Origin of the sequence: Larkinella terrae (genome assembly GCF_009668025.1) — a bacterium.
GTDB lineage: Bacteria > Bacteroidota > Bacteroidia > Cytophagales > Spirosomataceae > Larkinella > Larkinella terrae.
On sequence record NZ_WJXZ01000012.1, the window covers coordinates 467,075 to 488,907 of the forward strand.

Consider the following 21,833-nt stretch of genomic DNA (forward strand, 5'->3'; position numbering starts at 1 on the left):
TTTGCTAAAATTTATTTTCGTAATACACTAACTCGATAGAACGCCCGTTATGGTTACAATATATTCCGTTTAAATTGTCTTTTTTTAACCTTAGCATGATTGAATGACAATAATTTACTTAATTATTTCTAGTTAATTCTGTCTAATTCATTTCAAACCGCACAAAGTAGTTATGGAAAACAATAAGCCAAAAGCAAACGGAGCGCTCGTCGCAGCCTTAGTTATTATGACCATTCTGGCCGGTGTGTCCAGTTATCTGTTGTATGAACAGAAAGAAGTGGGTAAAAATCAGGAAGCAACGATCGCCACACGCGTCGAGGAATTAGCAACAACCCGAACCCGTCTGGATTCAATTTCAACGGCTTTGGATGCTAAAATTGCCGAAGTAAAAAAACTGGGTGGTGATATCAGTGATTTGGAGCGTGTGAAAGCAGATCTGGAGCGCGATAAAGCAAGTCTCCGGAAAGGTCAGCGTATTTCGATCGCCAAGTATGAAGCTAAAATCAAGCAATACGAAGCGTATCTGGTTGAAAAAGATACCCTGATTGCGCAATTGAAAAACGAAAATCAGGTGCTGGCAACCAACAACCAGACGTTGACGGATGCCAATACGACGCTGCAAACCGAAAAACAATCGTTGCAGGATTCCGTATCCAACATCTCGACGGTTAATAAGGACCTTTCCGATAAGGTTACCCGCGCTGCCGCGTTGAAAGCCCAGAACGTTCGCGTATTTGCGCTGAATGCAAAAGGCAAGCAACGTGACGCTACGGAAGATGAAGTAAAAGCAAAACGGGTTGACAAACTGAAAGTGGTTTATATGCTGCCCGAAAACCCGCTGACGAAGCAGGAAGAAAAAGAAGTCTACGTGCGGGTGCTTGATCCGTCGGGGGCCGTTGTTTCCGATATGGCGAATGGTTCAGGTACCTTCCAGGTTAACGGCCAGGAGCAAATTTATACCGTGAAACAAACCGTGCCGTTTACGAACAACAACCAAAATGTTGAGTTGACGTACAACCGCGGTTCGGTTCCCTACAAAGCAGGTAAATATACCATCGAGTTTTATTCGGAAGGCTTCCGGATTGGCGAAGGCTCGTTTGCCATCAAGTAAGTAAACTAGATACACACCATGAAAAAGGCGCGGTACCCAACGGTATCGCGCCTTTTTCTATGCAGTGATGATTGGTTTCAATCGGGGCGGCTCAGGAAATCAGGGATTTCTGCACGCGGTTCCATTTCTGGAGGATTGCTTTCGTTTTTTTCCGGCTGACGGCCAAAACGCGGCCGGAGATCAGTTCGACCAGCGGCAGCGGAAAATGGGGCATTTCGGCGGGGTAAAACCGGTAAATAATGGCCGGATTAATCAGGTAGCTTTCGTTGATTCGCCAGAATTCGGGCAGTTGCCTTTCCCAGTCATTCAGTGAATCCGGAATCGACACGCACTGCTGTGAATTATTTTCGTTGTCAAAAAAAACAATCCAGGTCTGATGGCTTTCTTTATGAAGATAAAATATGTTCATCAGATCAGCCTGATTTTTAAAGTTGGGGTCGTTAATTGACAGCATAATTTACGATTCGGACAGAGAAAACTATTCACTTTCACTCGTTGACATTTTCCGGGAAAAATGTCCGTTTATTAACTCATTATGCATTACTTAAAAATTCCGAGATTTCTTCCCACCGGCGCCGGGATACGGGCAAAACCATACCGTTTAAAAGATGAATAGCCCCTGAACCGGATTTCAATTTTTCCAGACTTGCAACATATTGACAATTTACAATGCTATTGCGGTGTACCCGAACAAAACCGGCAATCGGCAGTATACCAGTTAGTTGCTTCAATGTCTTGGGCATGATTATTGAAGGACGGTTTCTCCAATGCAACCAGGTATAGTTACCATCTCCCTGCAAACAAACCAGGTCCGAAGTTTGAAAGAGATGCTGTCTTGAACCTCGAAAATATAATTGTAAAACAGGGTCAGCAGATACTGACCCCGAAGAGGAAGAATCGGGAATTAACATACAAGGAAATTCTTGTTAAAGGGTGTAGTGACAGGCAGTTATTAAATAATTGTGCAAATATACTTTTATTAAAGTAAGATGTTAACAAAAAGCCATTAACGACTCGTATTGGTACCTGAACGGTTGATTTTGGTAATGGAAGAAAAAAGATGATTACCTTTTAATATCAGTAATATTCTGGTAATTTACCACATTTATAGCCGGCCTTATGGAGAAGGATCAAATCCACATTTTGGTTATTGAAGACGAAGCTGTGCTGGCCATGGATTTATCCGATACGCTTGAAGAAGAAGGATACTATGTTGTCGGTATTGCAAATAATGGTCGTAAAGCCCTCGAATTGTTTAAAACCCAACGGATTGATCTGATTCTCTGTGACATTCAGTTGAAAGGTGATTGGGATGGCATTGAAACCATCGGGCAGATCCAGGCGGTGCGGGCCGTACCGGTTATTTATACCACCGCTTTGTCTGATAAAAACACGCTGGAGCGGGCCAAACAAACGCTTCCATCGGCTTATTTAACCAAGCCCATTATCATCAGTAACCTCCGCATTGCCATTGAACTGGCGCTTCACAATTTCAGCCATAAACTGGAACTGACCGCCCAGGATGAATCGGTGGAGCTGAACAGTATTCTTGAAAAAGATTCCCCTTCCCGGGAAACTATTCTGCGCATCGACAACCTGATTTTTATTAAGCATAACTACCAGTTTGTTAAAATTCTGCTGGAAGACATTCTGCTGCTGGAAGCCGACGGTGCTTACACCACGATTGTTACCAACGACCGAAAATATGCTATTCGGTTAACATTGAGTACATTGCTCGAACGTTTAAGTGAAGTACAATTAGCCCGGGTTCACCGGTCTTTTGCTGTTCATATCAAAAAAGTAGAAGGATTTACAGATCGTGAAATAACGGTTGGAAAGCACATTATTCCGTTGGGTCGCCAATATAAGCATGCGTTTATTCAGCAATTTCAGATTTGGTAAGCAAAATCGGGCCTGAAACCGGGCGCTATCTTTTCTATCCATGAAATGGTTTTTATCGCTCGGAGCAATTATTCTTTTTCTCCAACAAGCTTACGCACAGTCCACTTCCGTAAATTTTGATAGCCTCAAGGCAACACTGGTTCTTAAACCGGATACCATTCAGATTTCTGAATACCAGAAATTTGCCGAAACCATGCTCCACAAAGGGCAGGCTGGTGATGCCCAAATGGCATTGAATACCGCTTTGTCAATTGCCAAAAACCTAAAAAACGGGCGCTACATCAGTAAGGTCTATCAGTCGCTCGGCCAGTTAGAAATCGATCAGGGAAATTTTGTTCAGGCACTTGGGCGTTTTCAGGAAGCACTTGACTACCTCAGAAGTTCACCGGTTTTATACCAGAAGATTGAGATTTTACTGCGGATTGGCCAGACTTATTTCTCGGTAAATGACCTGAAACAAGCGGAGTTGTATTACCGCGAGGCTTTGCAACTGGCCCGCCAGTATAACCGACCGGTTTCAATGGCCGATGCTTATTCTGAACTGGCTAATCTGGAAGACACCCGTAAAAACTCCCGGCAAGCGTTAATTTACAATGAAAAAGCCATTGCTATTTACAAGGCCAATGGTGAGGAATATATTGGAACGCTATTCAACCGGGCCATTGAATTCAAAAACGCCGGCAAGTACGCGCAATCGGAACGGATTTACCGGCAATGTCTCGAATATGCCGAAGAACACAAAGATGAATACCTGAAGGGATATGTCTACGTCAATCTGCCTAATACGCTCCTCCTTCTGAATCGCACGGATGAGGCCGAGAAATACGCTCAGTTAGCCTTGAAATGGAGTGAAACCGGTCCGGAACGGCTGAAAATAAGGGAGGAGGTTTTTGATATTTTAACCCGCATCTACGAAAAAAAGGGGCAGGATCACCAGGCACTGGCTTATTTTCGCCAGAAAACCATGTACCGCGACAGCGTGCTGAATGCCGAAAAAGCCCGCCAGTTGATCATGGCAGAAAACCGCTATCAGGCGCGGGAAAAAGAAAGCCAAATCCGGAAACTGGATGAAGAAAACAGTCGGAAAGCCCAGCAGTTGGGATGGCTCAGCGGAGGACTGGCAGTTTTGATCGGGCTCCTGGGGCTTTCATTCTGGCAATACCGCACTATTCGGCGCACCAACGCCCGGCTGATGGAAAACAACCGGGTTATTTCCGAAAGCCACCAGAAAATCAGTGATCAATCGCAGCAGTTAAAAACGCTTTTGCGGGAATTGAACCACCGCGTCAAAAATAATCTGGCGATTGTTTCGAGCCTGTTGCGGCTGCAATCGAAACGTCTGGAAGACGAGGGAGCCGTCCAGGCCGTTCGGGCCGGACAGCAACGCGTTGAAGCCATGGCGTTGATTCATCAGCGGCTTTACATGACCGACAATGTGTCGACCATTAACATAAAGGAATACATTACGGACCTTTTCGACGGTTTATTGATTGCGTACGGATACGACAAAACCGCTTTTGATCGGGAAATAGATATCGAACACGAAGAACTTGATGTCGATTTATCGGTTATTCTGGGCCTTATCCTGAACGAAATCCTGACGAATGCTTTTAAATATGCCTACGAGCATGTTCCGCGCCCCTTTCTCCGGATCAGCCTGTCTGCCGACGATTCCGATCATCCAAACCAGATTCGGCCGCAACTGACGCTTGAAGTGCAGGACAATGGTGCCGGCATGGACCCCGGGCGTTGGGAACGGCCTACCGGTTCCTTTGGCAAACGATTGATTACGTCGCTGAGCGAACAGGCCGGTGGTCAGTTGGAAGTCAGTAACCGAAACGGCACTTATTACCGGCTGATTATTCCGCCCTTAAACTCCTCCGGATCAGTGGCCGCTTAAGTTCAACTCGTTTCGCTAAAACGAATACAAAAAGCCAATCGCCAATCCCTGGCTATACTGAATGGCGTTGTCCTGATCCTTGTCGTACAGAACGATTCCCGTCAGGCTGACATTCACAAAGCGGTTTACTTTTGCTGTTAACGACACATCGAGCCGGTGATCGATGGCGTTGAGGGTTGAATAGTTGGCAAACATCTGATACCGGGCTTTTACATTTAGGTTTTCGGCCACGTTGCGGTCAAAGTTGGCAATCAGCTGAAAGGCAAATTCATTGCGGACGGTTTTTCCGGGAAGTACGCCGTAGCGCGTGGGTACGCCAATGCTGATAGCGTCATCGGTTACGAACGTTTGCCGAATCGTTCCCAGACCAAACTGCAGATTAAAATACGTCGTTGGTTTGTATTCCAGACCCATTGACTCCGTCAGGTAGGCGGGGGCAAAAAAATTCGAAATCAGGACGTTGCGCTCCCCACCGCCCGGCAATGCCTCGTAGCGATACCCCGTTGCAAACTGGGATAGAAAGTTAATATTTCCGAAAGCCAGCCAAACCTGATTCAGTCGATAGCCCACTTTGGTATCTAAAAAAATCCGGTCGACATTTTTCCGGGAATCCTGCCCCTGGTTTTTTACGATACCGTACTGCAACTGGGCTTCACTCGTCCAGTTGAACCGGCGCTGCATGTAATCGGATTTTGCGTTAAAAAAGGCCCCTAAAGCAATTGAATTTACACCCCCACCCTTCCAGTTGCTGCTGAATGAGCCCTGATTTAGATTGATACCGGCCTGTGCCGATCGTTTCCAATAAACCGTATCGAGCGGGATGACTTTTATTGAATCAAGCCGGGTCGGTTTTTGGGCCATTGCTGATAGGTTCCAGCCAATTAAAAAAAGTATAAAGGCAAATTTTTTCATAAAAATCGCGTGATTAATGACCAGAAAATAAGAGATAAAGTTAATCAAACACCTCTACGTTGTGGGATTGGAGGCTCTGGAGTGGAATAATGGTGACCGTGTCGCCAGTCTGAAGCGTTAATGACGTATTATCGATTCGAATGACGGTTCCTTTCGTGTCGCCAATACGGATAATTTGCCCTTCATAAAACCGGTTTTTGCTGTAGAAAGAGGATAAAATATTGGCCATTACGTCGCGGGAAGCAATGCCGTAGCCAATTGCAAAGGCAAAAATGACGCCCCCGATCAGCAAATTAAAACTCGATTCCAGCAACTCCGTATTGATCCCGGCCTGGCCGAGTGCACTGATCAGCGTAATAATCAGGAAGAAAAAGAAGACAATCATCCCCAGTAATTTCCCGGACGCAATGTTGAACGACTGACAAAGAGTGATAACCGCCCCTTTCAGCGCATCCGCGATCAGTACGCCCACCTGCAGCATGATGGCTGCGGCAATCAGGCGCGGAATAAAATCGACAAGCGATTTCACCATTTCCGTGATAGCCGAAACCCCCAGTGTTTCGGTAGCAGCCATCAAAAAAACCAGCAACACGAAATAATACAGAATTTTTGCAACGATGTCGCTCAGCTTTATCTCGGTTTTGAGCCGCTTGATAAAATCGATCTCCGTTAGCCGATCGCCGATCCGGTTCAAACCGACGCGCTCCAGAACTTTCGATACGAGCAACGACAGCCCTTTTGCCACGCCGAATCCTACCGCAATGATAAATGCTGCCCCAATGATCCGGGGTACAAAATCGATAAATTGGTTAATCAGGGACGTAAACGTATTGATCAAAATATCGATAAAAGCAGGAATTCGGTTCATATTGATGCTTAGTTAGGCAGATCTGCTGGGAAGTTTAATGGCTGAAACCAGAGTTGATGCTACACCAAACAAATCATCAACGTAGACCTCCACCACGGAGAGTGAATTACGAATCAAATCAATTTCCGAAACCAGTTCTTCTTTCACATTGGGTGGACACGTGTCCGGCAGTTCAATTTCTTTAAATACGTTGTAAATCGATTCCATTGGGTTGTTGTATCAAATTTTAACTCGGCTTATTTATTGAGTTTCATCCACGCAATGAATTTGGCCAGCAACAGGGTCACGAAGATCAGCGTTTCCATATACCGTTTTTTCAACTTTTCCTTCGCCCGTTTCAGCCGCATTTTAACGGCGCTCTCGCTCAGATTGTGGATGTCAGCAATCTCTTTAATGCTGACTTCGTCCTGGTACTTCATCAGCAGCAAACTTTGCTCTTCCATCGTCAGGTAGCCTAAAGCCGATTTCAACCGGTGGGCTTCCATTTCCATCAGTTCGTCATCACCACCTTCGTCGGGCAAATCCATCTCGTCATCGACCGGGACTTCAGCTTTTTTCCGGTTTGTACGCATTTGATCCGTACAATAATTATAGGTGATTGAAAACAGCCAGGTCGAAAACCGGGATTGCTCTTTAAAACTGCTCAATCGCATGATCAACCGCAGAAAGATGTCGTGGGTAAAATCTTCGGCCTTCACCGGATCTTTAGTGAACATCAAACATTTTCGGTACACTTTATCGCTGTAACGGCTATACAGAAGTTCAAAGTACCGGTTACTTTGATTCTCAACATACAGACGTACGAGTTCTTCGTCTGTCATCCGCTTAACTTCCAACGATGCAATCATCCTATAAGACGCTTAAAAATTTTAAAGTAACGCTCGGTAGCTGTTTTAGTGAGATAAAGCACCCAAATTGTTACTAAATAACCGTATCCGTGACTTGAATGTACAAATAAAATTAAAAAAGAGTATATATCATAGAAAAGGCCCAGTCTAAATAGACCGGGCCTTTTCCAAATTGTATGAAGTCAAAAACCGTGTCCGGTTTTTATCCAATTGCCACGCGCTTGAACGCCGAAATAGTCAGCCCTTTGCTGGTTTTTTCTAATAATTGAGCAATGGTAACGGATGAATCTTTCACAAATTCCTGGTTCAGCAGCGTATTATCTTTATAGAATTTTTGCAGCTTACCCAAGGCAATTTTTTCCAGCATGGCTTCCGGTTTGCCTTCAGCCCGCGCCTGATCTTTACCAATTTCGATTTCGCGCTCAACGATGGAAGAATCAACACCATCTTTGTCGATAGCAACCGGTTTCATGGCGGCAATCTGCATGGCGATGTCTTTTCCAACTTCGGTCACATCCGTCGTGCCAGCGTTGTTCAGACCAACCAATACGCCCAATTTTCCATTGGAGTGATTGTAGGCCACTACTTTCTCGGCCGTAACGACCTCGTAAGCCGTCACATCCAGTTTTTCGCCGAGTTTACCGATCAGATCGGTAATGTGTTCCTGCAACGAACGACCGTCGCCCTGGGTCAACGCCAGCAATTCTTCTTTGGTAGCCGGTTTCGCAGCTACGGCATTATCCATCAGCGCCATTGCCAGGTTCTGGAAATCAGCCACTTTCGATACGGGCTCCGTTTCGCACGCAAATCCAACCACGCGACCGGTTTTACCATCCGGGCTCACATGCGTCAGAACGATACCTTCGGAAGTCGTATTATCAGCACGTTTGTTGGCGATTTTCTGGCCCTGCTTCCGCAGGATATCTTTTGCTTTTTCAAAATCGCCATCGGCTTCGGTCAGGGCTTTTTTACAGTCCATCATACCGGCGCCAGTTTCCTGCCGGAGTCTGTTAACGTCTTGTGCGGTAATAGCCATTGTTTGTTTTAATTGTCTGTTATCGAGTTCGTTATTGTGAATGAGTGGATTATCGGTAGTCCGGATAACCTGAAACGGAATAGCCCATAGCGAGGCTACGGGCTATCCGAAAATATTAAGCTGGCAACCTGCGTTGCTCCTAGATAGTCTTAATCCTCCTGTTCTTCTGCGTCATCAGCAACCGCAACCGGGCTGCTTTCATCATCGGCAACCGTTTCACCTTCGGCTTGCGCTGCTTTCACGTCTTCAGCCCGTTTTGCTTCTTCTTCATCCTGCAAACGCTGATCGTCTTTATCCTGTTTCCGCTCGAGGAGTCCTTCTTCGATGGCCTTTCCGATCGCCAGGGTAATCAGACGGATCGACTTGTACGCGTCGTCGTTTGCCGGGATTGGATAATCAACATCGCTCGGGTTTGAATTGGTATCGCACATGGCGAAAACCGGGATACCCAGGCGTTTTGCTTCAGCAACGGCAATGTGCTCGCGCTTTACATCCACAATAAACAAAGCGGCTGGCAAACGGGTCAGGTCGGCAATACCGCCCAGTACACGCTCCAGTTTCTCTTTCTCACGGAATACTGTCAACCGCTCGCGTTTGGCGAGGCTTTTATACGTTGTTTCGTCCTTCATCATTTTCTCGATGCCCTGCATCTTCTTCAATGATTTCCGGATCGTCGCAAAGTTGGTCAGCATACCACCCAGCCAGCGGTCGGTTACGAACGGCATTTTCAACCGGCGTGCTTCTTCCGTGACAATTTCCTGTGCTTGTTTCTTGGTTGCAACAAACATCACCTTACGGCCTGAACGAACGATACCTTTCATCGCAGCCGCTGCTTCGTCGATCGAAGCCAGCGTCTTGTTCAGGTCAATGATATGGATACCGTTTTTCTCCATGAAGATATACGGTGCCATACGGGGATCCCATTTCCGGGTAAGGTGGCCAAAATGCACACCTGCATCCAGAAGATCTTTGTACTCTACTTGTGCCATTTGAAAATTTGAAATAAAAAGAATAAATGTGATTAATACGCAGCACCGCACGTCGGCATCAGGCAAGTGCGGTCTGGACAACTAACTGGTTTAACGTTTATGGCTTTTCGTTTATGGTTAGAAGAAGTCTTCTTTACCCGTAAACCAAAGACTATAAACGCTAAACTGAAAAAATTAACGTTTCGAGAACTGGAACCGGCGACGAGCCTTGGCGCGACCGTATTTTTTCCGTTCAACCATGCGGGAATCACGAGTCAGGAAGCCTTCTTTTTTCAAAGCCGGACGAAACTCGGGGTTCAGTTCACACAGCGCACGGGCAATTCCCATCCGGGTTGCTTCGGCCTGGCCGGAAATACCACCACCGCGAACGTTTACTTTTACATCGTAACCTTCCGGCGCGTTGATCGTTGCCAGCGGCTGCTTCAGAACGATTTGCAGAACTTCCGTAGGGAAATAATTTTTGTAATCTCTGCCGTTAATAACGATGTTGCCCGTACCGATGGAGAGGTACACGCGCGACACGGCTGTTTTCCGGCGACCTAATGCGTTGATTCGTTCCATTGTTTAAGATATGAGACGGAAGACAAAAGAGAAGAGACGAACGATATTCTTTTATCTCTTGTCTACTGTCTATTCTCTAGGTTATTAATATTCCAGTTTTACTTCTTTCGGTTGCTGCGACGTGTGCGGGTGTTTGTCACCGGCGTAAACGTACAGGTTGGTAAATAACCGGCTACCCAGGCGATTTTTCGGCAACATGCCTTTGATGGCGTGTTCCAGAATGAAGGCCGGGTTTTTCGACAGCATTTCCCGGGGTGTCCGGAAACGCTGACCACCGGGATAACCGGTGTGACGGGTATACACCTTATCGGTCAGTTTTTTGCCGGTCAGTTTAATTTTTTCGGCATTGATGATGATGACATTGTCACCGCAATCAACGTTGGGCGTAAAATTGGCCTTGTTCTTGCCACGGATGATTTTTGCCGCCTGGCTAGCCAACCGACCCAACACCTGATTTTCCGCGTCAATGACCACCCAGTCCTTCTGCGCCGTCGCTTTGTTGGCCGAAATGGTCTTGTAGCTTAACGTATCCACTTGTTTATGGGAGATTATATATTGATAGACAATTACTTGCGCTATACACAAAAAGTCCCGTCCAAAAACGGGAGTGCAAATATAGAGTCTATATTTCTGAATTACAACAGAATATTAAGAAAAAGGAGGAAAGAGCGGGAGTAGAAAGGGAAGACATGATCTATTGTCTTATCCTTCTCTATTCCCGCTCTTTCCTCCCTTACCTCTTTCCGCTTATTTCAGGCGCTCTTTCAGCAGCATTAAAATAAGCTCCTGCGTATGATCCATCTTTTCCAGCCGGTTTTCAAAACGATCAAAGCGTTGCTCCAGATTACTCTGGCGCTGCTCAAGCCGGATTTGTCCTTCTTCCAGCTTACCTTGACGTTCTTCTAATTTGCCTTGACGTCGTTCTAACTTCTCTTGCCCTTCTTCTAGCTTGCTTTGATGTTGTTCTAACTTCTCTTGCCCTTCTTCTAGCTTGCTTTGGTGTTGTTCTAACTGGTTGAAACGTTGGCGCATTTCCTGCCGCGTCTCGTTCAATCCAACCGTTAACTGACCAAGCCCATTGGCCAGCGAGTCGATTTTCTTTTCGGTACTGGTTACCCGGCGGGTTAAGTCGTCCAGTCGGACGGTATGCAATGATACCTGGTCAACGATCATTCCGATCTGACCCAGCATGCGGTCTTGCTTGAGGGCAATGTCGGCCACCAAAGGCTCCAGTTGGTCAAGGCGTTCTTTCTCGGTCATGGTTCAATTTCGTCAGCGTTTTGAAAATATCCAACTACTCTGACGTTACCGGAGCTTCAAAGTCACCAAACTGATAACCGCTAAAATGATGGCGACAATCCAGAACCGGGTGACAATTTTGGCTTCGTGATAGCCTTTCTTTTGAAAATGGTGGTGCAACGGCGACATCAGAAAGATCCGCCGTCCTTCGCCATACCTTCGTTTGGTATACCGGAAATAACTGACCTGCATGATTACCGAGACGAGCTCGACCAGGAAAATACCGCAGACAATCGGAATCAGCAGCTCCTTCCGGGTGGCCAGCGCCAGAACGGCAATGATACTTCCCAGCATCAGACTCCCGGTATCGCCCATGAACACCTGCGCCGGATAGGAATTATACCACAAAAAACCGATACAGGCTCCTACAAAAGCCGCACAGAAAATCACCATCTCGCCCGAATTGGGGATGTACATGATGTTCAGGTATTGCGAGAAGGGTTTGTTGTTTGACAGATAGGCAAATACGCCCAGCGTCAGGCCGATAATGACGGAGGTTCCGGCCGCCAGCCCGTCGATGCCGTCGGTGATGTTGGCGCCGTTGGAAACCGCCGTCACAATAAAAATCACGATGGCGACGTACAGAATCCAGGTGTATTCGTCAGGTATGAAATCAGGCAGTAATGAGGTGTAATTAAAGTCGTTGTTCTTCAAAAAAGGAACCGTCGTCGACATGGATTTGATGTCCTGAAACGCACCGTATTCCACCTGCCCGATCGAGGTATTGATCAAACCCGGTTTATAGACCCGGATTTTGACGTACTCGTTAAAATACAGCGTCAGGCCGACAATCAGGCCCAGCCCGACCTGCCCGACTACCTTGAATTTTCCCTGTAAGCCTTCTTTATTTTTCTTGAATACCTTGATGTAATCGTCGATAAAACCGATCATCCCGGTCCAGACCGTCGAAACCAGCAACAGGACGATATATACATTGGTCAGTTTGGCGAACAGCAAGGTCGGGAAAACCAGTGATGCCAGAATGATAAAACCGCCCATTGTTGGCGTGCCGCGTTTCTGCATCTGCCCTTCCAGCCCTAAATCCCGGATTTCCTCCCCAATCTGCAACTTCCGGAGCCGATCAATGATCTCTCGTCCGTAAACAGCCGCAATCAGCAACGACAACGTAATGGCCGCACCCGCCCGAAACGATAAATACTGAAAAACCCCGGCCCCGGGAAAATCAAATTGCTGGTCGAGATACGTAAAAAGGTAATAGAGCATAAAGTCAGTATGTTGAATTTCTTTAGGACGGTTTTGATGGTTAAATGGCTGGATGGTTTTGATGGTTACATGGTTCTGAAAGTAATAACCATGTAACCATTTAGCCATCTAACCATCAAAACCATTCAACCATTCAACTATTTTTAACCATCCAATTACAATTGTTGAAAAGCTTCGCGAAGCACCTTACGGTCGTCGAAATCGTGTTTGACGCCTTTGATTTCCTGGTACGTTTCGTGTCCTTTTCCGGCTACTAAGATCACATCTTTGGGCTGCGCTATCTCAACGGCCCGGTAAATAGCCTCGCGCCGATCAACGATGGTTTGGGTTTTCTTGAAATGAATTGGTGGTACACCGGCCTGCATCTGCTCCAGAATCGCCATCGGATCTTCGTTCCTCGGATTATCGGACGTCAGAATGACCCGATCGCTAAATTTGCAGGCAATTTCGGCCATGATCGGACGCTTGGCCGCATCGCGATTGCCTCCGCACCCAACGACGGTGATCACCCGCTCGTCGCCCTGCCGCAAACCGGCAATGGTTTCCAGCACATTTTGCAAAGCATCGGGCGTATGCGCATAATCGACGATCCCGACAATCTTCCGGTCGGAAATCACCATCTCAAACCGGCCCGGCGGGCTCGGCAAATCGGAAAGCTGCGTCAGGCATTCTTCGGGATCTTCGCCCAGTAAAACCGCTGCGCCGTAAACCGCCAGCAGATTATAGGCATTAAAACGGCCCGTCAGTTTGAACCAGACTTCCCGCCCATCGACGTCCATTTGCATGCCAAACAGACCCTCCGACAAAATCCGGCCCTTGAACGACCCCAGCGTTTGCAGCGAGTAGCTTTCCTTGCGGGCTGCGGTATTTTGCAACATCACCAGCCCCCGTTTGTCGTCCAGATTGGTCAGCGCAAAGGCCGACGCGGGCAACTGATCGAAAAAGCTTTTTTTAGCCTTGATGTAATTATCAAACGTATGGTGAAAATCGAGGTGGTCGTGGGTGATGTTTGTAAAAATCCCCCCGGCAAACTGCAAACCGGCCACCCGCTGCTGCACCATTGCGTGCGAACTGACCTCCATAAAACAATGCGTACAGCCGCGCTGGACCATCTGCGCCAGCAATTCGTTCAGCGCAATGGTGTCGGGCGTGGTGTGCGTCGCCGGAATAACCGTATCGTCGATCTGGTTCTGCACCGTCGACAGCAAACCCGACCGGTAGCCCATCCGCTGGAAAAGCCGGAAGAGTAAGGTAGCCGTCGAGGTTTTTCCGTTGGTGCCCGTCACGCCCACCAGTTTTAAGCTTTTAGAGGGATGGTTGTAGAAATTGGCCGCGATCAGCCCCAGAGTATAACTACTGTCCTCAACCTGAACATAGGTGACTTCTTCCGAGCGGTTTTCGGGCAATTCTTCGCAGAGAATAACGGCAATGCCCTGATTAACAGCCTTATCAATAAATTGATGTCCATCGGTTTGCGTGCCGCGGATGGCGGCAAATAAACCGCCCGGGCCAGCCTGCCGCGAATCCATCGTCAATTTCCCGACCTCGACGTTCATGTTACCGGACGTCGATTGCAGCGGTACTTTATATAAAAGAGTGGTTAACTGCATAATAAAATAGGAAGATCGCCGGGATCGACTCTTATCTTCCGGATTGATTTTTTTTGTTTAGGGCCACCACCAGCGTATCCGGTCGGGCGCTTTGTCGTAACGTAAGCGTAATTTTGCGCGGACTGGGCAGCGGATCGCCCGGCGGAACCGACTGGTCGATTACTTTGCCGTACCCTTCGAAGCGAACCCGGAAACCCCGGTTTTCGAGCAAGTGCAAGGCATCGCGGAGGGTCATGCCGCGCAAATCGGGCACCTTTTCCCGGGCGGTTTGGCTCACCCACTGTGTTTTGGCACCCTGCGTTTCGGGCGTCACCCAGCCCTCGGCATTCGGTTGAGTATCCATGTTCAGTTCCTTGCTGATGGTCCGGATGTCGTCGGCAAAACCGGCTTTAACGCCTTTGCCGGATTGTTGAACCGGTTTCGACACAATCGCAACGGGCCGGTGCATCCGAACATCATACGCGTAAATCCGGTCGGCAATTTCGCGGAAAACCGGGGCCGATACGCTCCCGCCGTACAACAGATCGATGTTGGCGCCCCGGGGCGAATCAACCACGACGCAAATGCTGTATTTGGGTTTTTCGGCCGGGAAATAGCCAATGAATGAGGTATAATATTTGCCGACCTGATACCGCCCGTTGATCAGCTTCTGGGCCGTACCGGTTTTGCCGGCAAACCGGTAATACGGACTTTGACTTTTTTTAGCGGTTCCGCGCTCAACGACGCCTTCCAGCATATTTTTTACAATCCGAATGGTTTTCTGGCTGCAAAGCGGTTCCTGCGAAACAAACGGTTCGTAGTCTTTCACCACTTCGTTGGCCCGCCGAACCTGCTTGACCAGCATGGGCTGTACCCACTTGCCGTCGTTGGCAATAGCATTGTAAAACGTCAGCATTTGCAGGGGCGTCAGTTTCAGTTCGTACCCAATCGCCATCGAATTCAGCGACAGCTTACTCCAGCCCGGCGACTGCGGATTGGGAACCACCGGTTTTGTTTCGCCATTGAGCCGCAGCCCGATCGGTTTATCCAGTTTGAAACGGCGCATGTACCGGCAATAGGTATCCGGGCGGTTGTAAAAACTGCTCATCAGCATGTGTACGCCCACGTTCGACGATTTTTCGAAAACCTGCTGGGCCGTGATGCTGCCGTGGCCACCCCGCTTGGCGTCGGAAATCCGGCGGCCGTGGTAGGTCACCACTCCGCCACCGGTATGAACCATCTGCTCGGGCCGGATCATTTTTTCTTCCAGCAAGGCCACCATCGTCGGCAGTTTGAAGGTCGAACCGGGATCGGTGCCGCCCGCCAGCGCATGATTGAAGTTTTCGACGTATTTGCCGTTGCGCAGGGTCAGGTTCGCCATCGCCCGGATTTCGCCGGTTTCCACTTCCATCACGACCAGACAGCCCTGTTCGGCCTGGTATTTTTCAAGTCCGTGGAGCAACGCCGTTTCGGCCATGTCCTGAAAATTCACGTCGATGGTCGTGTAAATATCCAGGCCCGGTTCCGGTTTGATGTCTGAACCGTCTTCAATTGGCATGCGCACCCCGCCCGACAGCGATTCCACCAGACCGACGCCGTCTTTCCCCGCTAATTCGTTCTGAAAACTGGACTCCAGCCCCACAAACCCTTTGGCGGTTTCGGGATTCAGGTAGCCGACCGTCCGCAACGCCATTCGGCCGTAGGGATGGTAGCGCTGGTAAACCGCATCGAATTTTCCACCACCCAAACCGCTCTTCGAACGATCGCGACGGAAAAAAGGCCATTTCTGCATCTCCATCCGCTCCTGATACGTAATCCGCTTCCGGCTGAGCAACAGGTATTGTCGTTCATTTTCCCGCGCTTTCCGGATCATATACGTGTATTCGTCGCGCGAGCGATCCCCGAATTTCTGCGCCAGCAAAAGCCCCAGCGAATCTATTTTCTTGTTAAACGAGTCGGTTTTGGCTACGCGCGGGTCAATTCCGACGTAATAATAAGGCAGCGAGGTGGCCAGAAAGCTCCCATTGCTCGAACAGATATTGCCGCGGGTGGCCCGCAGCGTATCCCGCCGGATGTGCGACTGCGTAATGCGGTCTTTCCACATGGTTCCGTCGTGGCTCCGAAAAAACTGCACCTTCACCAGTTGCCCGATAATCGCGATCGCAAACACACAAATGGCCACGGATGCAATCGTAGCCCGGCGCAGAATGGCTTTTTTAACGTTCATGGTCGCGTTTCTTCCGGTTTAACAACGATTTTCAGGGGGGGAGTCACGGGCTCCGTTAAACCCGTCGCCAAGACTTGTTTGCTGATTTCCGATTGTTTGCCGCTCTTCATGAAATCGGCCTGCAAAGTGGTGTATTTCGCCCGTTTTTCATCGACGGCGGCTTTCACCCGCTGGATATTCCGGACCAGCCGCTCGGCGTTGTGGTTGAAACCGATGTAAAAAATCAGCAGAAACGAGATCCACATAATGCGGTCGAAGTGCTTGATGGGCCAGGCATTGTCTTCCCCAAATAGACGCTCAAAACCAATGGTATGGTTTAGGTAGTTGAGCAACCAGTTTTCCTTCTTTTTCTTCACGACCGGGGCTTTGGGTTGTGATTTGTATGTGTTTTGTGCCATATATATTTGAAAAGCTTTAATGGCCGTCAGTATCTTTCTCACTCTGCCCCTAAATCCCCTAAAGGGGACTTTTAGAACATGACAATTTTGCGTCCGAGTCCCCTTTAGGGGATTCAGGGGTATTCTACAACTTCTCGGCAATCCGGAGTTTGGCGCTTCTCGCCCGCGGGTTCCGACCGACTTCTTCGGCCGAAGCCTCGATCGGTTTGCGCGTGACGGACTGGAGCGGTTTGATCTCGTTGCCGTACAAATCCTTTTCAATGTCACCCCGAAAATTGCCCGACTTAATGAAGTTTTTCACCAGCCGGTCTTCCAGCGAATGATATGCCATCACGACCAGCCGACCGCCGATAGCCAGCACCTCCGGTACCTGCGCCAGAAACTCTTCCAAGGTAACCAACTCCTGATTAACCTCGATGCGCAGCGCCTGAAAAACCTGGGCAAAATATTTGTGTTCCCGCCCGCGGGGCGCATACCGCTGCAGAACGGCTTTCAGATCGTTGATTGTTTCGATCGGGCGGTTCACGCGGCTGGCAGCAATGGCCCCGGCCAGGGTCCGGGCGTTGGTCACTTCGCCGTACATCCCGAAGATTTTATGCAACTGATCTTCCGGATACTCATTGATCACCTTCCGGGCCGTCAGTTCGCCCGCCTGGCTCATGCGCATGTCCAGATCGGCATCGAAACGGGTAGAAAAACCGCGCTCGGGCGTGTCGATCTGATGCGACGAAATGCCCAGATCGGCCAGAATACCGTCGACCTGATCGATTTTGTATAACCGCAAATACCGCTTCAAATGCCGGAAATTGGCCGCAACGAACGTCAGCCGTGGGTCATCAATGGCGTCGGCATTGGCGCGGGCGTCGGGGTCCTGATCAAACACAATGAGCCGCCCCGCCGAATCCGGTCCCGGCGCCAGTTGCCGTAAAATCTCGCGGGAATGACCACCACCCCCAAACGTCACATCAACGTAGGTGCCGCCGGGTTTGAGATTCAACCCTTCAACGCAAGCCTGAAGCAATACTGGTTCGTGGTAATTGGTCGCTGTCATTGTCCGTAGTAAATACCTTGTAAACCAGCCTCCCGGCGCAGGGCGCAGAAGATTTCCGGTCTCTTTCGCTGGATTTCCGATTTTAAGTGCTGTCGCAAAAATCCTTTTCGGAACTAAAACAAAATCTTCATCCGTTACAAACTTAACAAAACCGCCCCTATTTCTACCCCGAAGAGAACTGGATCTGCTATTTTTTATTGTATGAAAAAAAACGTTGCGTTATGGCTGGTGATTCTGTTTTGGATTCCCTTCTCCGGCGTATCACAATCGGGTTCAACGCTGAAAACCGGGGTTTGGCGGGCAGTTTTGAAAAACAAAGGGGGCGGATTGCCGTTCGGACTGGAAGTTACCCAAACCGGTTCAACCTACACCGCGTTCGTGCTCAACGGCGCAGAACGACTGCGGTTCGATTCGGTCACGCTCAAAGGCGATTCCGTGCGGTTTGCCATCGATATTTTTGAGGCTGAAATCCGGGCCAAAATAGAGGGAAACACGCTGCGGGGCTTCTGGCGCCGACGCCGGACGGGGACCAATTACACTTCCTTGCCGTTTGAAGCACAACATGGCGTCACGTACCGGTTTACCGGAAGTACCGAACCGCCAAAAATCAACGTAAGCGGCACCTGGGCGACGATGTTCCGTTCCGAAACGGATTCGACGGTTTCGGTGGGCATTTTCGATCAGAAAGGCAGCAAGCTGACGGGTACATTTCTGACCACCACCGGCGATTACCGCTATCTGGAAGGCAATGTGGTGGGCGACAGCCTGCTGCTTTCGACTTTCGATGGTACGCACTTGTATCTGTTCAAAGCCCGGCGGAAAGCGAATAACACGCTGGAAGGCGGTTTTTGGTCGGGCGAAAGTGGGTATGAAAGCTGGACGGCGCGTTTCGATCCGAAGGCCAAACTGCCGGATGCAACGAGCCTGACCTATTTAAAACCGGGTTACAAAACCATTGCGTTCACGTTTCCGGACGTAAAAGGCAAACCGGTTTCGCTGACGGACGAGCGGTTTAGGAATAAAGTCGTGGTGGTTCAGATTCTGGGTTCGTGGTGTCCGAACTGCATGGACGAAACCAATTTTCTGAGTCCGTGGTACAAAAAGAATAAAAACCGGGGGGTTGAGATTGTGGGCCTGGCCTACGAAAAGTCGGCGGAACTGACCGAATCGGCCCCTAAAATCCAGCGGATGATCGACCGGTTCAAGATCGACTACCCCGTGGTGCTGGCCGGAACGAACGTCAAATCCGAAGCGTCGAAAACCCTGCCGATGCTCAATCAGGTGGTCGGTTTTCCGACGATGATCGTGATCGATAAAAAAGGAACCGTACGCCAGATTCACACCGGTTTTACCGGGCCGGGAACCGGAAAATACTACGACGCGTTCGTAGAAGAGTACAATCGGTTGATTGATAAGTTGGTAAACGAGTAAAGCTAATAAATAGTAAACAACAGATAATTTCAGACAAGAGAGGCTAGACAAGAGACATGAGACAAAAAGTCTTTTCTCTCTGATCTAACTTCTCATCTCTCATTGAACATGTCCCGCCAGGAAAAATTACTGCTCTTCATTCTCGCGTGCATCAATTTCACGCACATTGTCGATTTCATCATCATGATGCCGATGGGCCCGCAATTGATGCGGTATTTCCATCTTAATCCGCAGGAATTCAGCTTCATTGTTTCGGCTTACAGCCTGAGCGCCGGGATTTCCGGTTTTCTGGCGGCATTCTACGTCGACCGTTTTGATCGGAAAAAAGTGGTGTTGACGGCTTACATCGGTTTTGTCATCGGCACCATTGCCTGTGGTTTGGCTCCGACATTCGGCTGGCTGATCGTGGCCCGCACTACAGCCGGGTTGTTCGGCGGGGTGCTGGGCGCGCAGGTATTTTCCATCGTGGCCGATGTCGTTCCGTACGAACGACGCGCCACGGCGATGTCGATCATCACGACGGCGTTTTCGGTGGCTTCGGTCGCGGGCGTACCGATGGGTTTGTATCTGGCGACCGAAATTAGCTGGCACGCGCCGTTTCTCGCTATCGGCGGTTTGGGCGTTGCGGTGACGGTTCTGATTATTCGGTTTGTGCCGCGTCTGGACGGCCATTTGCAGCAAACCGGCACGAAATACAATCCGCTGGAAGTCATTACGTCGATAGTAAAAAGTCCCGGCCAGCTCCGCGCGCTCTGGCTGACGACCACCATCATGCTGGGGCACTTCAGCATCATTCCGCTGCTGTCACCCTTTCTGGTAGCCAACGTCGGTCTGGCCGAAAGCCAGTTGTACCTGATTTATTTCGTGGGCGGTCTGGTCACCATTTTTACGGCACCGATCGTCGGTCGGCTGGCCGATAAACGCGGTAAATACCCGGTTTTTGTGGTTTTTGCGCTGCTGTCGATGCTCCCGATGTTTCTGCTGACGACCATGAATCCGTCCAGCCTGACGTATATTTTATCAGTCAATGCGCTGTTTTTTATCTTCGCCAACGCCCGCTTCATTCCCACTCAGGCGATGGTTTCGTCGGTGGTGTTGCCGCAGCACCGGGGCGGTTTTATGAGCATGAACTCGTCCGTTCAGCTGCTGGCGCAGGCTTTGGCGACCTACGGCGCAGGTTTGCTCGTAACCAAAACGCAGGGCGGTCAGTTGATTCACTACTCGTGGGTGGGCTATCTGGCGATGGCGGCTATTTTCGCGAGCGTTTTCATTGCCCGCAACCTGCGGCCGGTCGATGAAAAACCGGTTTTGCCGGAGCTGGATCAGCCTGATTCTGAACAGGCTGATGAAATACGGCCCAAATCCGTCCGGCCAATCGAAGCACTCTAACCGTTCACTAAAAATTCGTCCCTAAAATTTGGAGGGAATCGATTCTGTTTTTTATATTTGCACATATTCTATTGACAAAGTATAGTAATGATTATTTCTGCACAACACATCGTTACCCGCCGGACTAAACCGGCCGTCACGTCACCAGCCTTCCATGCGACGGGTTGCTGTTGTCTGCAGTCCAGGATGTGCTGTTAGTATATCTCCCATCGCCCTGATTACCAATATCCCATTCGACTAATTATACCAGTGGTTCCGGTTTCAGTATCGGCCAGACTAAATGACATTCGAAGTCGAAATTCTTAGCTTGATTCAAAAAACTACATAGTCTATAAACTTACTACCATCATGATTGCCTTTTTTGACACCGTACACGAAGACACCGACTTGTATTCTGCTCCGCAGATATTCCGGAAAATGACTCCTATCGCTCCGCTGCAGGCCGGTGAAAAAGCGCCCCTGTTTGCCGTTCACCGCCAGCGGACCATCGGACAATACAGCATCTGGCAATCGGACTATTCAAAAACCGTTCACTTACACGACTGGCTCCAGACCGGTCCGCTGGTGATTGCTTTTTTCAGCGCGGGCTGGAATGGCTACGGGAAAACCTATTTGCAAAAACTCGCCCGTCTCTACGCCCGGATTCGGGAAACCGGTGGGAATTTACTGGTTGTATCGCCGGATTCGCTCGATTCGCTGCAAACACTGGCGGAGCAGCATGATCTGCCATTCACGATTGCGCAGGACGTTGATAACCAGATTGCTACCAAATTCGGAGTCTATTCAACCGAAGATCCGGTCTGGAACCTGATTGCCGGCATTACCGAAGACGTTCCGTATCCGGCGCTGTTTGCCGTATCGGCCGATCGACACATTCTGTTCAGCTACGTTGATAAGAACTTTACGGGAGAATTTCCCACGCATGAGCTCCTCAGCCTTATTGACGAGCAACAGGCGGTCGAACTCGCGTTTTACGGCCGGAAAGCCGCCTAACGTACCTACGGACGAAAGTCAGTGGGCACGATCTCCGGTCATCCGCAACTTTTTTAGTAGTTTTGAATGTTATTTCAGGACGATTAAACACTGAAGCGGAGAGCT

At 49.1% G+C, this 21,833-nt stretch carries 22 protein-coding genes; 6 read left to right on the forward strand and 16 right to left on the reverse strand.

Annotated features, from left to right (window positions below; genetic code table 11):
• Nucleotides 1-172: 172 nt before the first annotated feature.
• Nucleotides 173-1,111: a DUF8428 domain-containing protein gene (locus GJJ30_RS20345; protein WP_154177002.1), complete on the forward strand. Its 939-nt coding sequence runs from the start codon at nt 173-175 to the stop codon at nt 1,109-1,111.
• A gap of 91 nt (nt 1,112-1,202) precedes the next feature.
• On the opposite strand, the gene GJJ30_RS20350 is transcribed toward GJJ30_RS20345, so the two are convergent.
• The gene (locus GJJ30_RS20350; protein ID WP_154177003.1) at nt 1,203-1,565 is read right to left on the reverse strand and encodes a LytTR family DNA-binding domain-containing protein; all 363 of its coding nucleotides are present in this window, start codon (nt 1,563-1,565) and stop codon (nt 1,203-1,205) included.
• Between the two features lie 79 nt (nt 1,566-1,644).
• Complete coding sequence (locus tag GJJ30_RS20355; RefSeq protein WP_154177004.1) at nt 1,645-2,022, reverse strand: LytR/AlgR family response regulator transcription factor; 378 nt, start codon at nt 2,020-2,022, stop codon at nt 1,645-1,647.
• 208 nt (nt 2,023-2,230) lie between these two features.
• On the opposite strand from GJJ30_RS20355, the gene GJJ30_RS20360 reads away from it, so the two are divergent.
• A complete protein-coding gene (locus GJJ30_RS20360) occupies nt 2,231-3,013 on the forward strand; it encodes a response regulator (RefSeq protein ID WP_154177005.1) in 783 nt (260 codons plus the stop codon).
• Between the two features lie 40 nt (nt 3,014-3,053).
• The gene (locus GJJ30_RS20365; RefSeq protein WP_154177006.1) at nt 3,054-4,913 is read left to right on the forward strand and encodes a histidine kinase dimerization/phosphoacceptor domain -containing protein; all 1,860 of its coding nucleotides are present in this window, start codon (nt 3,054-3,056) and stop codon (nt 4,911-4,913) included.
• A gap of 15 nt (nt 4,914-4,928) precedes the next feature.
• Here GJJ30_RS20365 and GJJ30_RS20370 read toward each other — a convergent pair whose 3' ends face one another.
• The 14 genes from GJJ30_RS20370 to rsmH all read right to left on the reverse strand — a co-directional run bounded on the left by GJJ30_RS20370 (nt 4,929) and on the right by rsmH (nt 17,915).
• The gene (locus GJJ30_RS20370; RefSeq protein ID WP_154177007.1) at nt 4,929-5,825 is read right to left on the reverse strand and encodes a DUF3078 domain-containing protein; all 897 of its coding nucleotides are present in this window, start codon (nt 5,823-5,825) and stop codon (nt 4,929-4,931) included.
• Between the two features lie 40 nt (nt 5,826-5,865).
• Complete coding sequence (locus GJJ30_RS20375) at nt 5,866-6,693, reverse strand: mechanosensitive ion channel family protein (protein ID WP_154177008.1); 828 nt, start codon at nt 6,691-6,693, stop codon at nt 5,866-5,868.
• Between the two features lie 12 nt (nt 6,694-6,705).
• The gene (locus GJJ30_RS20380) at nt 6,706-6,900 is read right to left on the reverse strand and encodes a hypothetical protein (protein WP_154177009.1); all 195 of its coding nucleotides are present in this window, start codon (nt 6,898-6,900) and stop codon (nt 6,706-6,708) included.
• Between the two features lie 29 nt (nt 6,901-6,929).
• The gene (locus GJJ30_RS20385) at nt 6,930-7,541 is read right to left on the reverse strand and encodes an RNA polymerase sigma factor (protein ID WP_154177010.1); all 612 of its coding nucleotides are present in this window, start codon (nt 7,539-7,541) and stop codon (nt 6,930-6,932) included.
• Nucleotides 7,542-7,743: 202 nt separating this feature from the next.
• Nucleotides 7,744-8,577 carry a translation elongation factor Ts gene (gene tsf / locus GJJ30_RS20390; protein WP_154177011.1) on the reverse strand — a complete coding sequence of 278 codons (834 nt, stop codon included), beginning with the start codon at nt 8,575-8,577 and terminating at the stop codon, nt 7,744-7,746.
• Nucleotides 8,578-8,726: 149 nt separating this feature from the next.
• Complete coding sequence (gene rpsB, locus GJJ30_RS20395) at nt 8,727-9,566, reverse strand: 30S ribosomal protein S2 (RefSeq protein WP_154177012.1); 840 nt, start codon at nt 9,564-9,566, stop codon at nt 8,727-8,729.
• Nucleotides 9,567-9,740: 174 nt separating this feature from the next.
• The gene (gene rpsI / locus GJJ30_RS20400) at nt 9,741-10,127 is read right to left on the reverse strand and encodes a 30S ribosomal protein S9 (protein ID WP_154177013.1); all 387 of its coding nucleotides are present in this window, start codon (nt 10,125-10,127) and stop codon (nt 9,741-9,743) included.
• 84 nt (nt 10,128-10,211) lie between these two features.
• Nucleotides 10,212-10,661: a 50S ribosomal protein L13 gene (gene rplM, locus GJJ30_RS20405; protein ID WP_310588342.1), complete on the reverse strand. Its 450-nt coding sequence runs from the start codon at nt 10,659-10,661 to the stop codon at nt 10,212-10,214.
• Nucleotides 10,662-10,874: 213 nt separating this feature from the next.
• Entirely contained in the window at nt 10,875-11,387 is a 513-nt protein-coding gene (locus tag GJJ30_RS20410) for a hypothetical protein (protein ID WP_154177015.1), read from the reverse strand.
• A 45-nt stretch (nt 11,388-11,432) separates the two neighbouring features.
• Nucleotides 11,433-12,650: a phospho-N-acetylmuramoyl-pentapeptide-transferase gene (gene mraY / locus GJJ30_RS20415; RefSeq protein WP_154177016.1), complete on the reverse strand. Its 1,218-nt coding sequence runs from the start codon at nt 12,648-12,650 to the stop codon at nt 11,433-11,435.
• A 155-nt stretch (nt 12,651-12,805) separates the two neighbouring features.
• The gene (locus GJJ30_RS20420; RefSeq protein ID WP_154177017.1) at nt 12,806-14,260 is read right to left on the reverse strand and encodes a UDP-N-acetylmuramoyl-L-alanyl-D-glutamate--2,6-diaminopimelate ligase; all 1,455 of its coding nucleotides are present in this window, start codon (nt 14,258-14,260) and stop codon (nt 12,806-12,808) included.
• A 31-nt stretch (nt 14,261-14,291) separates the two neighbouring features.
• A complete protein-coding gene (locus tag GJJ30_RS20425) occupies nt 14,292-16,466 on the reverse strand; it encodes a PASTA domain-containing penicillin-binding protein (RefSeq protein ID WP_154177018.1) in 2,175 nt (724 codons plus the stop codon).
• Complete coding sequence (locus tag GJJ30_RS20430) at nt 16,463-16,864, reverse strand: FtsL-like putative cell division protein (RefSeq protein ID WP_154177019.1); 402 nt, start codon at nt 16,862-16,864, stop codon at nt 16,463-16,465. The genes GJJ30_RS20425 and GJJ30_RS20430 overlap by 4 nt, the downstream gene beginning before the upstream one ends.
• 124 nt (nt 16,865-16,988) lie before the next feature.
• Complete coding sequence (gene rsmH, locus GJJ30_RS20435) at nt 16,989-17,915, reverse strand: 16S rRNA (cytosine(1402)-N(4))-methyltransferase RsmH (protein WP_154177020.1); 927 nt, start codon at nt 17,913-17,915, stop codon at nt 16,989-16,991.
• A gap of 201 nt (nt 17,916-18,116) precedes the next feature.
• Between rsmH and GJJ30_RS20440 the strand changes: the two genes are divergently transcribed.
• The 3 genes from GJJ30_RS20440 to GJJ30_RS20450 all read left to right on the forward strand — a co-directional run bounded on the left by GJJ30_RS20440 (nt 18,117) and on the right by GJJ30_RS20450 (nt 21,728).
• Nucleotides 18,117-19,346, forward strand: coding sequence for a peroxiredoxin family protein (locus tag GJJ30_RS20440; RefSeq protein ID WP_154177021.1), 1,230 nt, complete (start codon nt 18,117-18,119; stop codon nt 19,344-19,346).
• A gap of 108 nt (nt 19,347-19,454) precedes the next feature.
• Nucleotides 19,455-20,735, forward strand: a complete 1,281-nt coding sequence (locus tag GJJ30_RS20445) for an MFS transporter (protein ID WP_154177022.1) — start codon at nt 19,455-19,457, stop codon at nt 20,733-20,735.
• A gap of 348 nt (nt 20,736-21,083) precedes the next feature.
• Nucleotides 21,084-21,728, forward strand: coding sequence for a redoxin domain-containing protein (locus GJJ30_RS20450; RefSeq protein WP_154177023.1), 645 nt, complete (start codon nt 21,084-21,086; stop codon nt 21,726-21,728).
• Nucleotides 21,729-21,833 lie beyond the last annotated feature (105 nt).

Excerpts from the sequence above, each read along its gene's own strand:
- GJJ30_RS20370 (WP_154177007.1), bottom strand. The coding sequence starts at position 5,825 with ATGAAAAAATTTGCCTTTATACTTTTTTTAATTGGCTGGAACCTATCA.
- GJJ30_RS20425 (WP_154177018.1), bottom strand. The coding sequence starts at position 16,466 with ATGAACGTTAAAAAAGCCATTCTGCGCCGGGCTACGATTGCATCCGTG.
- rpsB (WP_154177012.1), bottom strand. The coding sequence starts at position 9,566 with ATGGCACAAGTAGAGTACAAAGATCTTCTGGATGCAGGTGTGCATTTT.
- GJJ30_RS20375 (WP_154177008.1), bottom strand. The coding sequence starts at position 6,693 with ATGAACCGAATTCCTGCTTTTATCGATATTTTGATCAATACGTTTACG.
- GJJ30_RS20360 (WP_154177005.1), top strand. The coding sequence starts at position 2,231 with ATGGAGAAGGATCAAATCCACATTTTGGTTATTGAAGACGAAGCTGTG.
- GJJ30_RS20410 (WP_154177015.1), bottom strand. The coding sequence starts at position 11,387 with ATGACCGAGAAAGAACGCCTTGACCAACTGGAGCCTTTGGTGGCCGAC.
- GJJ30_RS20430 (WP_154177019.1), bottom strand. The coding sequence starts at position 16,864 with ATGGCACAAAACACATACAAATCACAACCCAAAGCCCCGGTCGTGAAG.
- GJJ30_RS20355 (WP_154177004.1), bottom strand. The coding sequence starts at position 2,022 with ATGTTAATTCCCGATTCTTCCTCTTCGGGGTCAGTATCTGCTGACCCT.
- GJJ30_RS20445 (WP_154177022.1), top strand. The coding sequence starts at position 19,455 with ATGTCCCGCCAGGAAAAATTACTGCTCTTCATTCTCGCGTGCATCAAT.
- mraY (WP_154177016.1), bottom strand. The coding sequence starts at position 12,650 with ATGCTCTATTACCTTTTTACGTATCTCGACCAGCAATTTGATTTTCCC.
- GJJ30_RS20420 (WP_154177017.1), bottom strand. The coding sequence starts at position 14,260 with ATGCAGTTAACCACTCTTTTATATAAAGTACCGCTGCAATCGACGTCC.
- rpsI (WP_154177013.1), bottom strand. The coding sequence starts at position 10,127 with ATGGAACGAATCAACGCATTAGGTCGCCGGAAAACAGCCGTGTCGCGC.
- GJJ30_RS20385 (WP_154177010.1), bottom strand. The coding sequence starts at position 7,541 with ATGATTGCATCGTTGGAAGTTAAGCGGATGACAGACGAAGAACTCGTA.
- GJJ30_RS20365 (WP_154177006.1), top strand. The coding sequence starts at position 3,054 with ATGAAATGGTTTTTATCGCTCGGAGCAATTATTCTTTTTCTCCAACAA.
- tsf (WP_154177011.1), bottom strand. The coding sequence starts at position 8,577 with ATGGCTATTACCGCACAAGACGTTAACAGACTCCGGCAGGAAACTGGC.
- GJJ30_RS20380 (WP_154177009.1), bottom strand. The coding sequence starts at position 6,900 with ATGGAATCGATTTACAACGTATTTAAAGAAATTGAACTGCCGGACACG.
- GJJ30_RS20450 (WP_154177023.1), top strand. The coding sequence starts at position 21,084 with ATGATTGCCTTTTTTGACACCGTACACGAAGACACCGACTTGTATTCT.
- rsmH (WP_154177020.1), bottom strand. The coding sequence starts at position 17,915 with ATGACAGCGACCAATTACCACGAACCAGTATTGCTTCAGGCTTGCGTT.
- GJJ30_RS20440 (WP_154177021.1), top strand. The coding sequence starts at position 18,117 with ATGAAAAAAAACGTTGCGTTATGGCTGGTGATTCTGTTTTGGATTCCC.
- GJJ30_RS20350 (WP_154177003.1), bottom strand. The coding sequence starts at position 1,565 with ATGCTGTCAATTAACGACCCCAACTTTAAAAATCAGGCTGATCTGATG.
- GJJ30_RS20345 (WP_154177002.1), top strand. The coding sequence starts at position 173 with ATGGAAAACAATAAGCCAAAAGCAAACGGAGCGCTCGTCGCAGCCTTA.